Annotated in this window: 17 protein-coding genes; all 17 read left to right on the plus strand. The window is 44.9% G+C overall.

The annotated features are described in order from the left end of the window. Window positions 1-432, plus strand: a 432-nt coding sequence (locus tag IQO02_RS20310; protein WP_265575857.1) for a flagellin, incomplete at its 5' end; no start/stop codon positions are given. A 751-nt stretch (window positions 433-1,183) separates the two neighbouring features. Continuing rightward, window positions 1,184-2,314 carry a flagellin gene (locus tag IQO02_RS20315; RefSeq protein WP_010439310.1) on the plus strand — a complete coding sequence of 377 codons (1,131 nt, stop codon included), beginning with the start codon at window positions 1,184-1,186 and terminating at the stop codon, window positions 2,312-2,314. A gap of 80 nt (window positions 2,315-2,394) precedes the next feature. Then, the gene (gene flaG, locus IQO02_RS20320) at window positions 2,395-2,820 is read left to right on the plus strand and encodes a flagellar protein FlaG (RefSeq protein ID WP_010439312.1); all 426 of its coding nucleotides are present in this window, start codon (window positions 2,395-2,397) and stop codon (window positions 2,818-2,820) included. A 22-nt stretch (window positions 2,821-2,842) separates the two neighbouring features. After that, window positions 2,843-4,870, plus strand: coding sequence for a flagellar filament capping protein FliD (gene fliD / locus IQO02_RS20325; protein WP_102282539.1), 2,028 nt, complete (start codon window positions 2,843-2,845; stop codon window positions 4,868-4,870). A 3-nt stretch (window positions 4,871-4,873) separates the two neighbouring features. Beyond that, window positions 4,874-5,179 (plus strand): flagellar protein FliT, encoded by a 306-nt coding sequence (locus IQO02_RS20330; protein WP_010439316.1) that lies wholly within the window; start codon window positions 4,874-4,876, stop codon window positions 5,177-5,179. 12 nt (window positions 5,180-5,191) lie between these two features. Next, on the plus strand, window positions 5,192-5,602 hold the full coding sequence (fliS, locus tag IQO02_RS20335) for a flagellar export chaperone FliS (protein WP_004736194.1): 411 nt from the start codon (window positions 5,192-5,194) through the stop codon (window positions 5,600-5,602). A gap of 227 nt (window positions 5,603-5,829) precedes the next feature. Beyond that, window positions 5,830-7,296: a sigma-54 dependent transcriptional regulator gene (locus IQO02_RS20340; protein WP_010439319.1), complete on the plus strand. Its 1,467-nt coding sequence runs from the start codon at window positions 5,830-5,832 to the stop codon at window positions 7,294-7,296. Window positions 7,297-7,480: 184 nt separating this feature from the next. Further along, window positions 7,481-8,521: a sensor histidine kinase gene (locus tag IQO02_RS20345; protein ID WP_010439321.1), complete on the plus strand. Its 1,041-nt coding sequence runs from the start codon at window positions 7,481-7,483 to the stop codon at window positions 8,519-8,521. 33 nt (window positions 8,522-8,554) lie between these two features. Continuing rightward, the gene (locus IQO02_RS20350) at window positions 8,555-9,964 is read left to right on the plus strand and encodes a sigma-54-dependent transcriptional regulator (RefSeq protein WP_010439324.1); all 1,410 of its coding nucleotides are present in this window, start codon (window positions 8,555-8,557) and stop codon (window positions 9,962-9,964) included. A gap of 132 nt (window positions 9,965-10,096) precedes the next feature. Then, entirely contained in the window at window positions 10,097-10,408 is a 312-nt protein-coding gene (fliE, locus tag IQO02_RS20355) for a flagellar hook-basal body complex protein FliE (protein ID WP_010439327.1), read from the plus strand. A gap of 16 nt (window positions 10,409-10,424) precedes the next feature. Then, on the plus strand, window positions 10,425-12,167 hold the full coding sequence (gene fliF / locus IQO02_RS20360) for a flagellar basal-body MS-ring/collar protein FliF (RefSeq protein WP_016784728.1): 1,743 nt from the start codon (window positions 10,425-10,427) through the stop codon (window positions 12,165-12,167). Beyond that, window positions 12,160-13,221 carry a flagellar motor switch protein FliG gene (gene fliG / locus IQO02_RS20365; RefSeq protein WP_016767055.1) on the plus strand — a complete coding sequence of 354 codons (1,062 nt, stop codon included), beginning with the start codon at window positions 12,160-12,162 and terminating at the stop codon, window positions 13,219-13,221. Before fliF ends, fliG begins: the two co-directional genes overlap by 8 nt. 124 nt (window positions 13,222-13,345) lie before the next feature. Next, window positions 13,346-14,146, plus strand: a complete 801-nt coding sequence (gene fliH, locus IQO02_RS20370; protein WP_016767056.1) for a flagellar assembly protein FliH — start codon at window positions 13,346-13,348, stop codon at window positions 14,144-14,146. Beyond that, on the plus strand, window positions 14,146-15,465 hold the full coding sequence (fliI, locus tag IQO02_RS20375; protein ID WP_010439337.1) for a flagellar protein export ATPase FliI: 1,320 nt from the start codon (window positions 14,146-14,148) through the stop codon (window positions 15,463-15,465). Before fliH ends, fliI begins: the two co-directional genes overlap by 1 nt. A 19-nt stretch (window positions 15,466-15,484) precedes the next feature. Further along, window positions 15,485-15,922 carry a flagellar export protein FliJ gene (gene fliJ, locus IQO02_RS20380; protein WP_010439339.1) on the plus strand — a complete coding sequence of 146 codons (438 nt, stop codon included), beginning with the start codon at window positions 15,485-15,487 and terminating at the stop codon, window positions 15,920-15,922. 182 nt (window positions 15,923-16,104) lie between these two features. Continuing rightward, on the plus strand, window positions 16,105-18,309 hold the full coding sequence (locus tag IQO02_RS20385) for a flagellar hook-length control protein FliK (RefSeq protein ID WP_016788648.1): 2,205 nt from the start codon (window positions 16,105-16,107) through the stop codon (window positions 18,307-18,309). Window positions 18,310-18,379: 70 nt separating this feature from the next. Continuing rightward, window positions 18,380-18,868 carry a flagellar basal body-associated protein FliL gene (gene fliL, locus IQO02_RS20390; RefSeq protein WP_010439358.1) on the plus strand — a complete coding sequence of 163 codons (489 nt, stop codon included), beginning with the start codon at window positions 18,380-18,382 and terminating at the stop codon, window positions 18,866-18,868. Window positions 18,869-18,872 lie beyond the last annotated feature (4 nt).

The following is an 18,872-nucleotide window of genomic DNA, read 5'->3' on the forward strand; positions in this document are numbered from 1 at the left end:
GCGTCTGTAACTGAAGACGGTAAGCTACAAATGTTTACTGGTAACAACAAAGTTGAAGGCGAAGTGGCGTTCTCAGGTAGCCTAGCGGGTGAGCTTGGCATGCAACCTGGCAAAGACGTAACGGTTGATACTATCGACGTAACGTCAGTGGGCGGCGCACAAGAGTCTGTAGCAGTAATTGATGCGGCACTTAAGTACGTAGATAGCCACCGTGCTGAACTGGGTGCTTTCCAAAACCGTTTCGACCACGCTATCAGCAACTTAGACAACATTAACGAGAACGTTAACGCATCTAAGAGCCGTATTAAAGATACCGATTTCGCGAAAGAAACGACTCAGATGACTAAGTCTCAGATCCTTTCTCAAGCTTCAAGCTCGATTCTTGCTCAAGCGAAGCAAGCGCCGAACTCGGCACTTAGCCTACTCGGTTAATCGATTGAAAGGCCACGTTGACCTATGACTCAATGCGTTAACGTTTGGTTTCCACAAATTAGCTCGTGGTGAGAGATGAGCGCTAAACAGACCCAGCTTCGGCTGGGTTTTTTATTGCCTGTTATTTGGGAAAAGTGCGCTGTCGGTGAACAGGAGTAAAAGCGAGATTCCCTATCACGTTCGTTCCTCACTGTAGGGAATGACGGGGATAGAGTGATGATGATTTCACAGCATTGCGAGATGAGCACTGTTGGCCGAGTGCATAATGTTTCAGTTTGAACAAAGGTATTTGTCGTCATTCCAGAACCGAGTAGAACGAGGTATCAGGAATCTGTTTTTTAATTGAAGCGTTGTTCAATATCTCACTTACCACAGTGACCAATGACGAGTGGTTCATAAATTAATGGGACATCTGCCGTCATCCCAGAATCGAGTAGAACGAGATATCAGGGATCTGCTTTGGTTTTTATGTGCAAATCGACACTTATAAATGAGCGAAGATACGAAACTTTAGCGGATAATGCACTATTCATTGAATCCCGATCACACTTTTCTTTGTTGTTGAAAATAATGCGAAAAAAAATGCATTTTTTATTAAAGCTTCTAATTAAGGGGCCGTTAAAGGGATTGAGAGAAATGATATGTACCAATGTAAGGTGAGAGAGACACTGGTATATAAACAAATTGATATGTATTTGTGTGAGGTGAGAGTCACATAGGTGCATTAAAAAATGCCTAAAGGAGATCAACTATGGCGATTAATGTAAGCACAAATGTGTCTGCAATGACGGCTCAGCGCTACCTAAATAGCGCGGCTGAAGGTACTCAAAAATCAATGGAGCGTTTGTCTTCTGGCTATAAAATCAATAGCGCAAAAGATGATGCTGCAGGCCTACAAATCTCTAACCGCTTAACGTCGCAAAGTCGTGGTCTAGATATGGCTGTGAAAAACGCGAATGACGGTATCTCAATTGCACAGACTGCTGAAGGTGCAATGAATGAGTCAACTAACATTCTGCAACGTATGCGTGACCTTTCTCTTCAATCTTCAAATGGTTCAAACAGCAAATCTGAACGTGTTGCGATCCAAGAAGAAGTCTCGGCTCTAAACACAGAACTTAACCGTATTGCTGAAACGACCTCTTTTGGTGGTAACAAGCTTCTTAACGGTACTTACGGCAGCCAATCTTTCCAAATCGGTGCAGATTCTGGTGAAGCAGTAATGCTAACGATGAACAACATGCGTACCGACACTCAAGACATGGGTGGTAAGAGCTACGGTGTTACAGAAGGTAAAGATGCTTCTTGGCGTGTAGGTGCTGGTGCTGACTTAACGATCAAATACAATGATAAGTTTGGCGAAGCACAAGAGTTGTCTATTTCTGCGAAAGAAGGCAACGATATCGAAGAGCTAGCAACTTACATCAACGGTCAAAGCCAAGATGTCAAAGCGTCTGTTGGTGAAGGCGGCAAACTGCAACTTTTCGCTTCAAGCCAAAAAGTTGAAGGCGATGTAGAGTTCGGTGGCAGCCTTGCTGGTGAGCTAGGTATCGGTGCTGGTAAAGACGTTACTGTTAACGACATCGATGTAACATCGGTTGCTGGTGCAAATGAAGCAGTATCGATCATTGATGGCGCTCTGAAATCAGTGGACAGTAACCGAGCTTCTCTTGGTGCTTTCCAAAACCGTTTTGATCACGCGATCAGCAACTTAGATAACATCAACGAAAATGTTAATGCATCGAAGAGCCGTATCAAAGATACCGATTACGCGAAAGAAACAACGGCTATGACGAAGTCTCAAATCCTACAACAGGCGAGTACTTCCATCCTAGCTCAAGCGAAGCAATCACCATCAGCAGCTCTAAGCTTATTGGGCTAAACTTACTTAGGTAAGTAGCGGTAAACTCTACCCAAGTAGAGTTTTACTGTTTGGCTCATAAAGGAGGGAGGGAGAGTGTTATGGAAATTCCATCCAACGCATCGAACATCCAGCCTTATGGCTCACCTAATGGCATTAAATTTGCAAGCGATGAAGGTAGTAGTGCGTCGAGCATTTCACGACTAAAAGAAGCAACATCTTATGGCAAGGTAGATAAATCGAAAGAGGAGGCTACCGAAGCTGCGATTCAATTAGCTCAACATCGACAAGAGTTAAATGATGAAGAGCGAGTCAAAATGGTGGAGAAGGTAAACGAGTTTATCTCCTCTCTCAATAAAGGTGTGGCTTTTAAGGTCGATGAAGAATCTGGGAGAGATGTGGTTACGATTTATGAGACCACAACCGGTGATATTATTCGCCAGATACCTGATGAAGAAATGCTTGAAATTCTAAGACGCCTAGCAGCCCAAAACTCGAATAGTAGAATATTTGAGGTGAAGGTTTAAGTCGTATTATTGAGGTGGTTTAATGAGTTTTGGCCCAATGGGGATTTCGTCTGGCATGGATATCAATTCCATGGTCAGCAAAATTGTTGATTCTGAGCGTGTACCTAAACAGCAAAGAATCGATAATGAACGAACGCGAATCGATACCAGCATTAGTGCCTATGGAAGACTTAGAGAATCCCTTGATTCGATGAAAAACCTGATGACAAATTTTCGTCAGGAAAAAGCTTTTGCTGTGCGAACAGTCGAAAGTACCGATGAAGCTCTTGTTTCTGCAACAGCGACTACTGAAGCGATCGCTGGCAAATACGCCATCGATGTGTTGCAGCTTGCCCAGAGCCATAAAGTAGCTTCTGATGTGTTATCAGAAGACATGAAATTTGGCCCAGGTAAGCTGCAGGTTTCGCTCGGTGATGATAGCTTTGATGTGCAAGTCGGCGACAGATCGAAACTTATCGATGTCGTTCGCAGCATAAATGGCGCAGATAGCAATCCAGGCGTTCGCGCATCTATTATCAATGATGTCGAAGGCCCACGACTTATTGTCGCCTCAAACCAGTCTGGTTCAGATCAGCAGATCAGCATTAATGTAGAGTCTGATGCTGCTAACCCTCTCAAAAAACTCGAATATAAAACTCTAGAAGAGCGCGTGAAAGCACTAGAGAAAGCGCGCCTTGCTGCACAAGATGTTCTTGCTCTAACCCCTGCAGGAAAAACGGTTGAAATCATCGATGAAGCGATCGCTAACGATGACCCAAATGCGAGTGAAAACCTCGATGAAGACGGAAACATAATTCCCGCAACTCAATCCGATTCTACCTCAGATGTTGACCGAGACTCTCAAAGTCTCAGTTACGGTGAGCAAGCCGCAGTTGACGGTCAGGCTGCTTTAGATGCAGCTCAAGCTGCTAAATCGGTGATGCCTGAAGACAATATTCCAGGCTGGACTGAAACCGCTTCTGGTACCCTTTTAGATTCTTATTACACACCAGAACTCGAGCTTGATGAAAAAGCGATTGAGAAAGCACCTGATGTGCCAGGGTGGTCAAATGCTGCCTCGGGTACTCTGACTGACTCATACGTGACACCAAAAGAAGCCCAGCAAAAGCTAGAAGCTGAGCAAGCGCGTATCGAAGAGAAAATTTCACAAGAAAAAGCCGATCTCGCTGAAAAAGTTCAAAAAGGCGAATTGACCGCTGAGCAAGCCAAAACAATTGAACGTGAGAAATTAGAACCTGAAGAGCGTGAGCTTTTAGAGCAAGTCGATAAAGTGCAAGCTGACCTTGCTCAAGCTCAAGAGTCTTTTGATACATACAGTGGCATGACTGAGGTCCAAGCGGGACAAGATTCAATGGTCGTCTTGGATGGCGTTGCTCAACTGTCTAGTAACAACAATGTGATTGAAGATGCCGTAGAAGGTATCGACATTACAGTGAAGGGAAAAACACCGAAAGATAAGCCACCGGCAGAAATTGGTGTTGAGTACGACCGTAATAGCGTTCGCCAAGACATAGAAGCTTTCGTAAATTCTTATAATCAGTTTTATCAAGTCTCTAAAAACTTGGCGGGTGTTGATCCAACAACCGGCCAAAAAGGGCCGCTTTCGGGCGACAGCACGGTACGTAACGCTGATTCGCGATTGAAAGGTGTGTTTTCGTCAAGTATTGAAGGCGCGCCTGATAACTTAAAATCTTTGACCGAATTTGGTATCACTACGACAAGACAAGGCTCGTTAGAGATAAACTACGACATGCTTGACCGTCAACTGAACAATAACTTTGACAAGCTAGGTGAGTTCTTTGGTGGTAACAACGGATTCGCCAAAAAAGTGGAAGATGCGATTCAAGGTATCACAGGTATCACCGGCTCTATCCGCACTCGTGAGAAGAGCCTAGTTGAGCAAAATTATCGCTTGGCTGATGATCAAGGTGCATTGGATCGCCGCATGGACAGCTTAGAGAGTCGCACGCACTCTAAGTTCACTGCAATGCAAGATGCAACCAGTAAGATGCAATCTCAGCTGGGTAGTATGATGAATGCATTAGGTTAGTAGATGAACAATCAGCTTCAAGAGCTTTGTGAACTGGATCAACTAATTATCTCTAAACTCGAGTTTAGCGAAATTAACGCTGAAGAAATAACGCAGCTTGTCGATAACAGAGAACAGTTATTGCAAAACGTGCTTCAATTCATCGACTCACACCCCGACGTTAAGCAAAGCTCTGAATGGTTTGAAGCCATTACCAGAACCAGAAAATTAGTCGAATTGATGCAGTCTGAGACGAGTAGAGTAGGCAAGACCCTGCACAAATATCGTCACGGTGCTAAATCAGTTCAGCAATACAAAAAGTTTTTATAGAAGAGGTTTACTATGCGCGGTTCTTTACAGGCATATAAAAAGGTATCAGTGGATAGTCAGCTAACGGCTGCTTCACCGCATAAAATTGTGCAAATGTTAATGGCGGGCGCTATCGAGCGCTTGATTCAAGGCAAAGCGGCAATGCAAGCGGGCAACATCCCGGTGAAAGGGGAGCGACTTGGTAAGGCTCTAGATATCATCATTAGCCTACGCAGTTGCCTATCTATGGACGACGGTGGCGACATTGCAAAAAATCTAGATCAACTTTATGAGTTCATGATCACGCAAATTTCTGCGGCAAATCACAAAAATGACCCACAGCCTATTGATGATGTTATCGATATTATCCGCGAAATTAAGAGCGCTTGGGACCAAATTCCGAACGAATATCACAACTTGACCTCTGCTGACGTAGGTATTTAAAGAAAAACTGCAGTTCTAACCAATTTCATATCCTTCAATTGGTTGGTTGCCTTATTTTTTTAATCAAATAAAATAGAAGCCATTAGATAGCCTAATGGCTTTTTTCGTTGCTGATTTCCTAAATTTGTCCACGTAAACATAATCATTGATGTGTTTCTCTGTTTTATTGATTACGTCGCTCACCGTTTTTCCGCATCGCACCAAAATAAAGGCAATAATTCCTACTTATGCAAGGTTTGGCAAAACTGCTTGTCGTCGACGATAACGCTCAAGATCGTCACAATTTAAGCACAATATTAGAGTTTGTAGGAGAGAGCTGCGAAGTTATCAGCTCTGAACAAGCACGCAAAGTAGACTGGTCACTTCAGTGGGCAGGCTGCATTATCGGCTCAATTAAAGGTAAAGGCTTCAACGCATTACTGAATGAAAAGCTTGTTCATGCGAATCACATCCCACTGCTTGTGATTGGCAAAAACAATCACCCAGTAGACGAGCTTACTAACTTTGTCGGTGAACTTGAACTTCCTCTTAATTATCCTCAATTGAGTGATGCATTAAGACACTGCAAAGACTTCTTAGGCCGTAAAGGCGTTCAAGTTGTGTCTTCTGCGCGGAAGAACACACTGTTTCGCAGCCTAGTTGGGCAAAGCGCTAGCATTCAAGAAGTTCGTCACTTAATTGAGCAAGTCTCTGCTACGGAAGCTAACGTGCTGATTCTTGGTGAATCGGGTACGGGTAAAGAAGTCGTAGCACGTAATATTCACTATCATTCTAAGCGTCGTACTGGGCCATTTGTGCCAGTGAATTGTGGCGCGATTCCAGCAGAGTTGCTCGAAAGTGAACTGTTTGGTCACGAGAAAGGGGCGTTTACTGGTGCAATTACCGCACGTAAAGGCCGTTTCGAACTGGCTGAAGGTGGCACACTATTTCTTGATGAAATTGGCGATATGCCAATGGCGATGCAAGTTAAGCTACTACGCGTGTTACAAGAGCGATGCTTTGAGCGTGTAGGCGGTAACAATACCATTCAAGCGGATGTTCGAGTGATTGCGGCAACGCACCGTAATCTTGAGGATATGATCGATGCCGACTCTTTCCGTGAAGATCTTTATTATCGTTTGAACGTATTCCCAATTGAAATGCCGGCTCTTCAAGATCGCAAAGAAGATATCCCTCTGTTACTTCAAGAGCTGATGACCAGAATGGAAGCAGAAGGTAGTATGCCTATCTGTTTTACGCCTCGCGCCATCAATTCTTTAATGGAACACTATTGGCCAGGTAACGTTCGTGAGCTAGCGAACTTAGTTGAACGAATGCTAATTCTTTATCCAAATAGCTTGGTTGATGTGAATCACCTGCCAACCAAATATCGATACAGCGATATTCCTGAATTCCAACCAGAGTTTAATAGCTTTGTGTCTGAAGAAGAGCAGGAGCGTGATGCATTAGCCGACTTGTTCTCAGAAGACTTCAGCTTTGATCAGCAAGATGAACTTGCCGACAATGCAAATGCACCTCAAGAGTTACCGCCAGAAGGGGTTAACTTGAAAGAGCTGCTCGCTGATATGGAAGTGAACATGATTAATCAAGCGTTGGAGGCGCAGGGCGGTATCGTTGCTCGTGCGGCTGATATGCTTGGAATGCGTAGAACGACTTTGGTTGAAAAAATGCGTAAGTATAATCTACAGCGCTAGAGCACAGATTAATGTTCAGCAACACAAAACTAAGACTCTTTTTACTAAAAGAACAGTTTTGATTGTGCGAATAGAAAGGGCATAGTCGAGTTGTTGCTTGCTTAACTATGTGATAAATATAGCAAATAGCCTGACTCGTGTTGTGCGTGTCAGGCTGTTTTAGTATTTGAGGCAAATTTTTGACATGCAACTATCTAACGAACCAGAAAATCAATCACACCTCGATTCTGTAGAGCAACAAGTAGAGCGCTATAAACAAGTGCTCGATGTGATGCCTGCTGGTGTTATCTTGTTAGATACGCATGGTGAAGTGAGAGAGGCCAACCCAGAAGCGCACCGTATCCTTGGTGTTGAACTGGTTGGTGAGAAGTGGTTTTCGGTGATTCAAAGTGCTTTCGAGCCAAAGGACGATGACGGTCACGAGATCTCATTGAAGAATGGTCGAAAAGTTCGACTGGCAATTTCGGCTTCTACGACAGGTCAACTGATATTGATTACCGACCTGACCGAGACTCGTCTATTACAATCTCGCGTTAGTGACCTTCAGCGCTTGTCATCATTAGGAAGAATGGTCGCTTCACTTGCTCATCAGGTTCGGACACCACTTTCGAGTGCAATGTTATACGCATCAAACCTTGCCGCACCAAACTTACCACCAGCAACAAAGACACGTTTTCAATCTAAGCTTATGGATAGATTGCACGACTTAGAAAAACAAGTGAATGACATGTTGTTGTTTGCTAAAGGCGGTGATAATAAAGTGGTTAAGCCATTTACTGTGGCTGAATTGATCACAGAGTTTCACCCGATGGTGGAGGCGGCACTCAAAACCAACCAGATTGATTACTGCCAAGAAGTAGAAGGCGAAGAGACTAAAATGTTTGGTAATGCCAACGCTATTGCTTCAGCGCTAAGTAACCTGGTTCTGAACGCGGTTCAAATTGCGGGTAAAGAATCGCAGATCGATGTTTTTTTTAGGCCCGTAAACGGTGAACTTAAGATATCAGTACAAGACAGTGGCCCCGGTGTACCGAAAGAGCTTCAAGGTAAAATTATGGAACCATTCTTTACCACTCGTTCACAAGGTACAGGTTTAGGCTTAGCGGTTGTACAAATGGTATGTCGTGCACATGAAGGCCGATTGGAATTGATATCAGAAGAAGGTGATGGCGCATGCTTTACTATGTGCTTACCGCTCGAAAGAAGCGCTTCAACCGAAGGCTAATACGTTTTAATTGAATTTACACTGGAGAATCCTATGGCTCAAAGCAAAGTGTTAATCGTCGAAGATGATGAAGGTCTACGTGAAGCCCTTGTTGATACACTCGCGCTTGCTGGCTATGAATGGCTGGAAGCGGATTGTGCGGAAGATGCTCTGGTCAAATTGAAATCTAACTCCGTTGATATTGTCGTGTCTGACGTTCAAATGGCAGGCATGGGTGGTTTGGCACTGCTAAGAAACATCAAGCAGCATTGGCCAAATTTACCCGTACTGTTAATGACAGCCTATGCCAACATCGAAGATGCTGTGGCGGCAATGAAAGAAGGTGCTATTGATTACATGGCAAAGCCCTTTGCCCCTGAAGTATTGTTGAACATGGTGAGCCGTTACGCGCCCGTTAAGTCGGATGATAATGGCGACGCTATTGTGGCCGATGAAAAAAGTATCAAATTAATGATGTTGGCTGATAAAGTCGCAAAAACCGATGCCAATGTCATGATCTTAGGGCCAAGCGGATCGGGTAAAGAAGTTATGTCTCGCTACATTCACAACGCTTCTAGTCGTAAAGATGGCCCATTTGTTGCGATTAACTGTGCCGCGATTCCAGATAACATGTTGGAAGCGACACTGTTCGGTTATGAAAAAGGTGCATTTACTGGCGCTATTCAGGCCTGTCCAGGTAAATTTGAGCAAGCACAAGGCGGGACGATTCTATTGGATGAGATCAGTGAAATGGATCTTAGCCTACAAGCCAAGCTTTTACGTGTATTGCAAGAGCGCGAAGTAGAACGTTTAGGCAGCCGTAAAAGCGTCAAGTTAGATGTGCGTGTTCTGGCTACCAGTAACCGAGATCTGAAACAGTATGTTTCTGAAGGGAATTTCCGTGAAGATTTATACTACCGACTGAACGTGTTCCCAATTTCTTGGCCGCCACTTTGTGAGCGTAAAGGTGATATTGAGCCATTAGCTAAGCACTTGGTTGAGCGTCATTGCACCAAACTTGGTATGCCTGTACCTGCGGTTTCGGATCTAGCCATCAACAAACTCGTCAATTATCCGTGGCCGGGTAATGTTCGTGAGCTAGATAATGTCATCCAGCGAGCCTTAATCTTGAGTGAGCAAGACAATATTTCTGGTGAGCATATCTTGCTTGAAGGTGTTGATTGGCAAGATGCAAGTGGACTGCAGCAAATTGTGGAAGGTAATGATGTTGCAGCGCCAGAAATTAAGCCGATAGCTGAAGCGAGTCCAATCAATAAACTGGCTGCCAGCAGCGAAGGGTTAGGTAATGAGCTTAGAGATCAAGAGTATGCGATTATTCTTGAAACATTGATTGCATGTAATGGCCGCCGTAAAGACATGGCTGAAAAGTTGGGCATTAGTCCACGCACATTGCGTTATAAGTTAGCAAAAATGCGCGATGCTGGAATAGATATCCCAAACTGAGCATAGATTAGTAGTGCCAGCTTTCTGACTGTTGTAGTACGATGTCTAGTCAAAATAATGTGTGGCACGCTAATTGCTCAGTCAATAATACAGCGAAATAGATAGTCATAATTTTGACTCCTGAGGTAGTAGATGAGAATAGATGGTTTACAAGGCGAAATGCAGGCAATGATGGTTGAAGCTGCTAGCGCGCGTCCTGCAGCAACAGGGCAAGCGGTTGGTGCAGATTTTGGCAACATGTTGACGCAAGCCATCAATAATGTGAACTCATTACAAAAGACCTCAGGTGATCTTCAAGCTCGTTTTGATAGTGGAGACCAAAGCGTGTCTCTATCTGACGTGATGATTGCTCGTAATAAATCTAGTGTGGCTTTTGAGGCGACGATCCAAATTAGAAATAAGTTGGTCGAATCGTACAAAGAGCTGATGAATATGCCGGTATAAGTTGGGTAGTTAAATAGTGGCAGATAATAGTCAAACAACAGATTTAACCGTAAGCGATAGCAACGACCACGCCCTCATGGCGAGTTCTGATCTTGATGGAGAAGGGCAGAATCCTGATCTAGGTGAACGCAGTTCATCAAAGTTCGATATGGCTGTGGGTGACCTCGATTTACTTCGTCAAGTGGTCTTGGTTCTTTCTATCTCGATTTGTGTAGCGCTCATTGTAATGCTGTTTTTCTGGGTAAAAGAGCCAGAAATGCGTCCTTTAGGCGCTTACGAAACTGAAGAATTGATCCCCGTTCTGGATTACTTAGATCTGCAAAAGATCGAGTATTCTCTTGAAGGTAATACTATCTCAGTACCAGCGAGTGAGTACAACTCACTGAAGCTTAATATGGTACGAGCTGGGTTGAACCAAGAGCGAAACGCAGGTGATGACATCCTCATGCAAGACATGGGTTTTGGTGTATCACAACGTTTAGAACAAGAACGCCTTAAGTTAAGCCGTGAGAGACAGCTAGCGAAAGCCATTGAACAGATGAAACAGGTGCGTAAAGCTCAGGTTTTATTAGCACTACCAAAGCAAAGTGTTTTTGTGCGTCACAATCAAGAAGCCTCTGCGTCAGTATTCCTTACACTTAAAACTGGAAATAACCTTAAGCAGCAAGAAGTGGATTCTGTTGTGGATATGGTGGCGAGTGCTGTTCCTGGAATGAAAACCTCACGTATCACGGTGACTGATCAGCACGGTCGATTGTTGAGCTCAGGTTCTCAAGACCCAATGTCTGCAGCACGTCGTAAGGAACATGAGTTAGAGCGTAACCAAGAGCAAGCGCTGCGCGAAAAAATTGACTCTATCCTGATACCTATTCTTGGGTTTGGTAACTATACCGCTCAGGTTGATATTCAGCTCGACTTTAGCGCTGTGGAACAAACCAGAAAACGTTTTGACCCGAATACACCAGCAACTCGAAGTGAATATACATTAGAAGACTACAACAACGGTAATACTGTCGCTGGTATTCCTGGTGCTTTGAGTAATCAGCCACCAGCAGATGCTTCTATCCCTCAAGATGTTGCCCAGATGAAAGACGGTTCAATGACGGGCCAAGGTTCAGTTCACAAAGAAGCGACCCGAAATTTTGAGTTAGATACAACCATCAGCCATGAACGTAAACAGAGTGGCACGGTTAATCGTCAGACAGTTTCGGTTGCGATTAAAGACCGTCAATCACTGAATCCAGATACAGGTGAAGTGGTTCACACACCCATCCCAGCAAGTGAAATCAATGCGATTCGTCAGGTGCTGATTGGTACTGTTGGTTTTGATGAAACCCGTGGCGATTTGTTAAACGTACTGAGCATGCAGTTTGCGCCTCAAGTCACTGATGTGGTGGCTGACGTACCTATTTGGGAGCATCCAAACTTTAATGATTGGGTCCGTTGGTTTGCGAGTGCGTTAGTTATTATTGTGGTTGTTCTAGTACTTGTTCGCCCTGCTATGAAGAAACTGCTTAACCCTGCGGCTGATAACGATGATCAAATGTACGGCCCTGACGGTATGCCAATTGGCGCCGATGGCGAAACCAGCTTAATTGGTGGTGATATCGAAGGTGGAGAGCTGTTTGAATTTGGTTCAAGCATTGACTTACCTAACCTTCACAAAGACGAGGACGTGCTGAAAGCAGTACGTGCACTTGTAGCGAATGAACCAGAGCTAGCAGCTCAAGTAGTTAAGAATTGGATGGCAGATGGCTAACGAAATTGTTCCACAACAAGCAGAAGGCGGTGAAGTGCTTGATGTCGCGAGTGTGGATATCGCCTCAATCTCGGGTGATGAACGCGCTGCGATCTTGTTGTTGAGTTTAAACGAAGAAGATGCAGCAGGCATTATTCGTCACTTAGAGCCGAAACAGGTTCAACGTGTGGGTAGTGCGATGGCTCGTGCTGCCGATTTGTCGCAAGAAAAAGTAGGTGCTGTGCACCGTGCTTTCTTGGATGATATTCAAAAGTACACCAATATTGGTATGGGTAGCGAAGACTTCATGCGTAATGCGTTGGTTGCCGCTCTGGGTGAAGATAAGGCAAATAACCTTGTTGACCAGATTCTTCTGGGTACTGGTTCTAAAGGCTTGGATTCTCTTAAGTGGATGGATCCTCGTCAGGTGGCAAGTATCATCATTAACGAGCACCCACAGATTCAAACGATCGTATTGTCCTACTTGGAAGCTGACCAGTCAGCCGAGATTTTGTCGCAGTTCCCTGAACGTGTGCGCTTGGATTTGATGATGCGTATTGCGAACCTTGAAGAAGTCCAACCTTCGGCACTTGCTGAACTGAACGAAATCATGGAGAAACAGTTTGCGGGTCAAGCAGGTGCTCAAGCAGCCAAAATTGGTGGCCTGAAAGCGGCGGCAGAGATCATGAACTACATGGACAACAACGTAGAAGGTGTCTTGATGGATCAAATCCGCGATCAAGACGAAGACATGGCAACACAGATTCAAGATCTTATGTTTGTCTTTGAAAACCTTATTGAAGTCGATGACCAAGGTGTTCAGCGATTGCTGCGTGATGTTCCACAAGACATTCTACAAAAAGCACTTAAAGGTGCCGATGATGGTCTGCGTGAGAAGATCTTCAAGAACATGTCGAAACGTGCTGCTGATATGATGAGAGACGATATTGAGGCGATGCCGCCGGTGAAAGTCTCTGAGGTGGAAGCGGCTCAGAAAGAGATATTGGGTATTGCGAGGAAAATGGCAGACAGTGGCGAAATTATGTTGTCTGGTGGCGCCGACGAGTTCCTTTAATACAGTAATCTCAAAGCCCCACACTGTTGGGGCTTTTCTTTATCCAATCTCACACTACAGATTAACTCAGTTTAACTGCTTGAATTTATGAAGTAGTTTGACTCACACATAGATAGGTACTGATATGTCAGGTGATAGAAAACGCGGCTTCCTTCGCCCCGAAGAAGATAATACGGTAGCCCAACCTCAAAAATGGGGATTGCCTGACTACACCTCTGATGTGAATAAACAAGCCAAAGAAACCGCCTTTAACTATGACCCTGGTTGGATGCCGACGGTCGAAGAAGCCATTGAAGATGAAGAACTGGTTCTGACTGAAGAGCAAATTGAATTGATCAAGCAAGGTGCTTATCAAGAAGGGCTTCATCAAGGACAAGAGGCTGGTTTTAAGCAAGGTTACGAAAAGGGTAAAGAAGAAGGATTTGCCGCAGGACACGAAGAAGGCAACGAAGCCGGTAAACTCGAAGGTGTCACTGCCGGTCAGGAATACATTCAGCAGCAAGTAGCCATCTTTATGGGACTCGCGAACCAATTTGCTCAACCATTAGAGTTAATGAACGCTCAAGTAGAGAAGCAACTGGTGGACATGGTGCTTATTATGGTTAAAGAAGTGGTTCATGTTGAAGTACAAACCAACCCACAAATCATATTAGATACCGTGAAAGAATCAGTAGAATCACTACCAATCTCGGGTCATGCGATCACCTTGAAGCTTAACCCTGAAGACGTCGCGATTATTCGCTCTGCTTATGGTGAGACAGAATTGGATTGCCGTAATTGGACGTTAGTAGCGGAGCCTGCACTTAACCGTGGTGATGTTCAAATCGAAGCAGGTGAGTCGAGTGTTAACTACCGCATGGAAGAACGTGTGAAGAACGTGATTCAAAGCTTCTGCGGTGTAAATCGTCATCAAGGGCATGAGTAATGCTAGAGTTAGCGAACCGTCTTAGCCAATACAAAGTTGAAGGCCTGAAGTCGCGACCGATTGCATCTGGAAAACTGGTACGTGTTGTGGGTCTAACGCTGGAAGCGACTGGCTGTAAAGCCCCAATCGGTAGTTTGTGCCTAGTCGAAACGATGTCTGGTCAGATGGAAGCTGAAGTGGTTGGCTTTTCTGGAGATAACTTATTTTTGATGCCGAGTGAACAAATCACTGGGATATTACCTGGCGCTCGTGTGACCCCCGTAACCACTGAAAGTGGCATTCCTGTCGGAATGGAATTACTTGGCCGAGTGATCGACGGGGTGGGTAACCCACTTGATGGGTTAGGTCCAATTTATACCGAACAACGCGCTTCATTTAACGCTGAGCCAATCAACCCTTTAGCTCGAAAACCTATCTCTGAACCGCTCGATGTCGGCTTGAAGGCCATAAACGGTTTGCTTACGGTAGGAAAAGGTCAGCGTATTGGTCTGTTTGCTGGTTCCGGTGTCGGTAAGTCGGTCACGCTCGGGATGATGACTCGAGGCACAACCGCGCAAGTGGTGGTGGTAGGTCTAATCGGTGAGCGTGGACGAGAAGTTAAAGAATTTATTGAAGAGATTCTTGGCGAAGATGGACGCAAACGATCTGTGGTGGTCGCTGCTCCTGCGGATTCATCGCCACTGATGCGATTGAAAGGTTGCCAAACTGCACTGGCTGTAGCGGAATATTTCCGTGACCAAGGCTTAGATGTACTGTTACTTATGGACTCATTGACTCGTTTTGCTCAAGCACAACGTGAAATTGCTTTGTCTGTGGGTGAACCGCCAGCAACCAAAGGTTATCCGCCATCTGTATTTGCCAAGCTTCCTGCGCTGGTGGAAAGGGCGGGTAATGGTAATGATGAGCAAGGCTCTATCACTGCTTTCTTTACCGTGTTAACCGAAGGCGATGATTTGCAAGATCCGATTGCTGATGCATCGCGAGCGATTTTGGATGGTCACATTGTGTTGTCCCGAGAGATGGCCGATGCGGGCCATTATCCTGCGATTGATGTAGAGAAATCGGTCAGTCGTGTTATGCCTCAAATCACTACTGAAGAACATGTTTTGATGTCGAAAGCAGTCAGACAAGTGTTGTCTATTTGTCGTAAAAACCAAGATTTGGTATCGATTGGCGCCTACAAGCCGGGTACCGATCCAGCTATTGATAGTGCCTTTACCTTGAAGCCAAGGTTGGATGAATACTTGCAGCAGAAGATGAAAGAAACCGTACCATACGACATGTGTGTCAATATGTTGAAACATGTATTAGGTGGTTAGCGGGTGAAAAGGGTTATTCATGGATAACGCATTAGAATTTCTACTCGATCAAGCCAAAGATCAAGAGAACCAAGCCGTATTAGCGCTCAACAAAGCGAACTCGGAGCTTCAAGGTTACTACGATCAGGTTGCACAGATCGAAAAGTACAGGCTTGATTACTGTCAGCAACTTGTCGATCGTGGTAAAGCTGGTTTAACTGCGAGCCAGTATGGTCACTTGAATCGCTTCTTGACTCAGCTTGACGAAACGCTTTCCAAGCAAAGAGAAGCGGAGCACCATTTTAAAAACCAAGTCGACAACTGCCAAAACTACTGGTTGGAGCTACGTAAAAAGCGTAAATCCTACGAGTGGTTGATGGAGAAAAAACAGAAAGAGAAGGTAAAGCTGCAAGATCAAAGAGAACAAAAGCAAATGGATGAGTTCTCGACGCTGATGTATGGCCGAAAGAAGATGTGATCCTAAGCCCTGAATGACGCAGGTGTTACCGTTCAGATTGTAAGAACAGAACTAATAGGCATGTTTCTTGCTCGGTTTTATATAAAATTGCGCGTTATGCCCAGCAAAGGCATGAAAAGCACCCGACTTTCTTTTTGTTGTCTAATTTATGACAGCAAAGCTAGTAGATAGAGCTCGTATATATGAACGTTAGTCTTTCCTCAAATTCAGCTACCAACAAAACATCATCGTTGATGGACTCCGGCTCTGCCTCTTCAAAGGTAGATGAAACCGGCGACTCAAAAGGTTTTTTGGAGTCGTTTAAAGAAGCGCTTGGCTTTGAAGAAAGTGACAGTAAAGCGGCAGTGAAAGACGCGGAAAGCGCCTCAAAATCTACAGAAAAACAAACCTTTGCTGAAGGAGGGGTACCTGAGGACAAGGCTAACAGTGACTCGGTGGGGGAAGCTCAAGGTGATTCAGCTGAACCTAAGAGCGCAGATGCTTCTAGCGAAGCCCAAGCAAAACAAGCTTCAGTAACAACTGGCTCTGATAAGTCGTCAGTTGAAGAAATGGCGACAAAGAAAGTAGGCGCTGAACAAACATCTGAATTAGAGCCACAATCAAAAGACAAGAACTCGTTGAAACCGACAGGTGATACTCGTTCTACAGAGCAGGTTCCATCCAAAGGAAATCAACTTGAGGTTGCTTCAACTGGCAATAAAGCCAAAGATAAAACTGCAGAGTTGCAGGCTCAAGGTGCTTCGCAAGCCAGTGATGCGATGAATGAAGGCAACAAATTGCTTGGTCAATTGGATAAGGCAAACAAAACATTGAATCAGCCTGCAAACGGCAAAGGCTTGCCTCAGCAAGTCAATCAACAAACTAATCTACAAGTGAATGCAGACCAAGATCAAGGCAATGTATCGAGTGCTTTCGTTGCGGGCAGTTCTATTGCCGAAGTGACAGAATCATCGAAAAAACAATCCAACACAGTAAACTCAAATAACGGCTTAGAAGTCGATTCTGAGATCGCAGTACTTACTGGTGGTAAAGGTGTTTCTCAACTGACCGATGATGAAATTCGCCAGCTGATGGATAAAGGAGTTACCCCAGAACAAATTGAAGTAAGTATGAGCCGAGAGCTTAGCCAAAAGAATGTGGTCAGTGCGGTTAATGCAGGTCAGAGCCAAGAATTCTCAGCAGCGGATATGGAACTGGCAAAGCAGGTTGATGCCCATACCAAAGCGCTAAATCAATTGAATGGACAAATCGAATCAGAACAGTCTGTTGTCGATGGTTTGGAGAGAAAGCAACAAAACGGCGCTAAGTTGACGGTCGATGAGCAAGCTGCGCTGGCTCAAGCAACCTCTAACTTAGAAGTATTGAATCAACAACTAACCAATGTTCAACAGCAAGCAACGGCTTTACTAAGCCAAGCTCCGAACGTGAACAGCACTCCCGGTGAACCCGCCGCTATTGATTGGGACAAGACGGATTCGGCTGAAACTAAAGCTTTAGCTGCGGCAGCATCAACAGCAACAGCGGCAGTAGCGAATGCTTCACAACAAGTATCAGCGCAGGCGACTTCTCAATCTGCAATGAATGCCTTTGCGGATAAAGCGGCAATGCTAAATGCCAACAATGCGCATGCAGCTCAACAGGCTGCTGCTCAGCAATTGGCCTCTCAGCAAGGGAATGCAGCTTCAACACAACAAGCAGCCTTAGACCCTAGCTTAACGGCACAAAGCCTAGCGATGAATGCAACGCCAGCCACTACAAAAGCGGGTGTTACTGATGCGCTTCTTAAAGCAGGCGCAGGTGCCACGGCATTGTCTGGCTTGGGTAAAGCTGGGGCTAAAGAAGATTCTAAAGATTCGACCTTTGCTCAGCAAATTGCTTCTGCGGCGGGTACGCAAGGGGCAGCAACGGTTGGTTCAGCACCAACAAGAGCTGAAATTCAAGCCGCTCAACAGGCCCCGTTGCAGCTCACCAAAGAGTTAGCAAACGAGCAGGTTGCGGAAAAAGTACAAATGATGATGTCTAAGAATCTTAAGAACTTAGATATCCGTCTCGACCCACCAGAGTTGGGTCAGATGAAAATCCGAATGACGATGAATAATGATGTAGCTAACGTGCATTTTACGGTAAGCAATCAACAGGCGAGAGATGTGATTGAACAAACCTTACCTCGCTTGAGAGAGATGCTTGCTCAGCAAGGCATGCAGCTTGCTGAATCGTCCGTTCAGCAGCAGAGTTCGGGTCAGGGTCAGGATAATTACAACAGTGGTGAGCAACAATCCGGCTCTAACCGCACAAATGATGCCCAAGGTGATGAAAACCTTGATAGCAACAGCAATCTTGAATTGAATGTCGCATCAAAGCGTGATGGAATTAGTTATTATGCCTAATATCAGGCTAAGAAGACTTAGTTAATAAAAAACGTCAGTTAATCGAAAGAACAGGAAGTTAGAGCAAAATATGGCCGAAGAACAAGATGCACCCAAAGGGAAGAGTAAGCTCCTCATTATCATTATAGCGGTAGTCGTTTTACTGCTTGGAATAGGTGGTGCTCTGTTCTTTTTCTTAGGCTCCGATGATAGTGCCTCTGAGTCTCAGTCTCAGCCAGCCAGTGCAGTGGTCGCTGCAGAACCCGTTATGTATGTTAATATTCCTCAGCCTTTCTTATTCAATGTGACAGGTGATAAAAAAGATCGCCTAGTGCAGATAAAAGCACAGCTGATGGTGCGGGGCAGCAAGAATGAAGACTTGGCTCGTTACCACTCCCCCTTGGTAGAAAGTACACTACTAGCGACATTCGCTTCGGCAACGGTAGACCAATTACGCTCACCAACAGGCCGCGTGGAACTGCGTAATAAGGCTACGGAAGATATTAAAGCAAGTCTGGCTCAAGCTGTTGGCCAGCCTGTGATTGAAAAAGTGTTATTCACTGACTTCGTAATTCAATAGGTAA

It is taken from the genome of Vibrio sp. OPT24 (genome assembly GCF_015163545.1).
GTDB classification, from domain to species: Bacteria; Pseudomonadota; Gammaproteobacteria; order Enterobacterales; family Vibrionaceae; genus Vibrio; species Vibrio cyclitrophicus.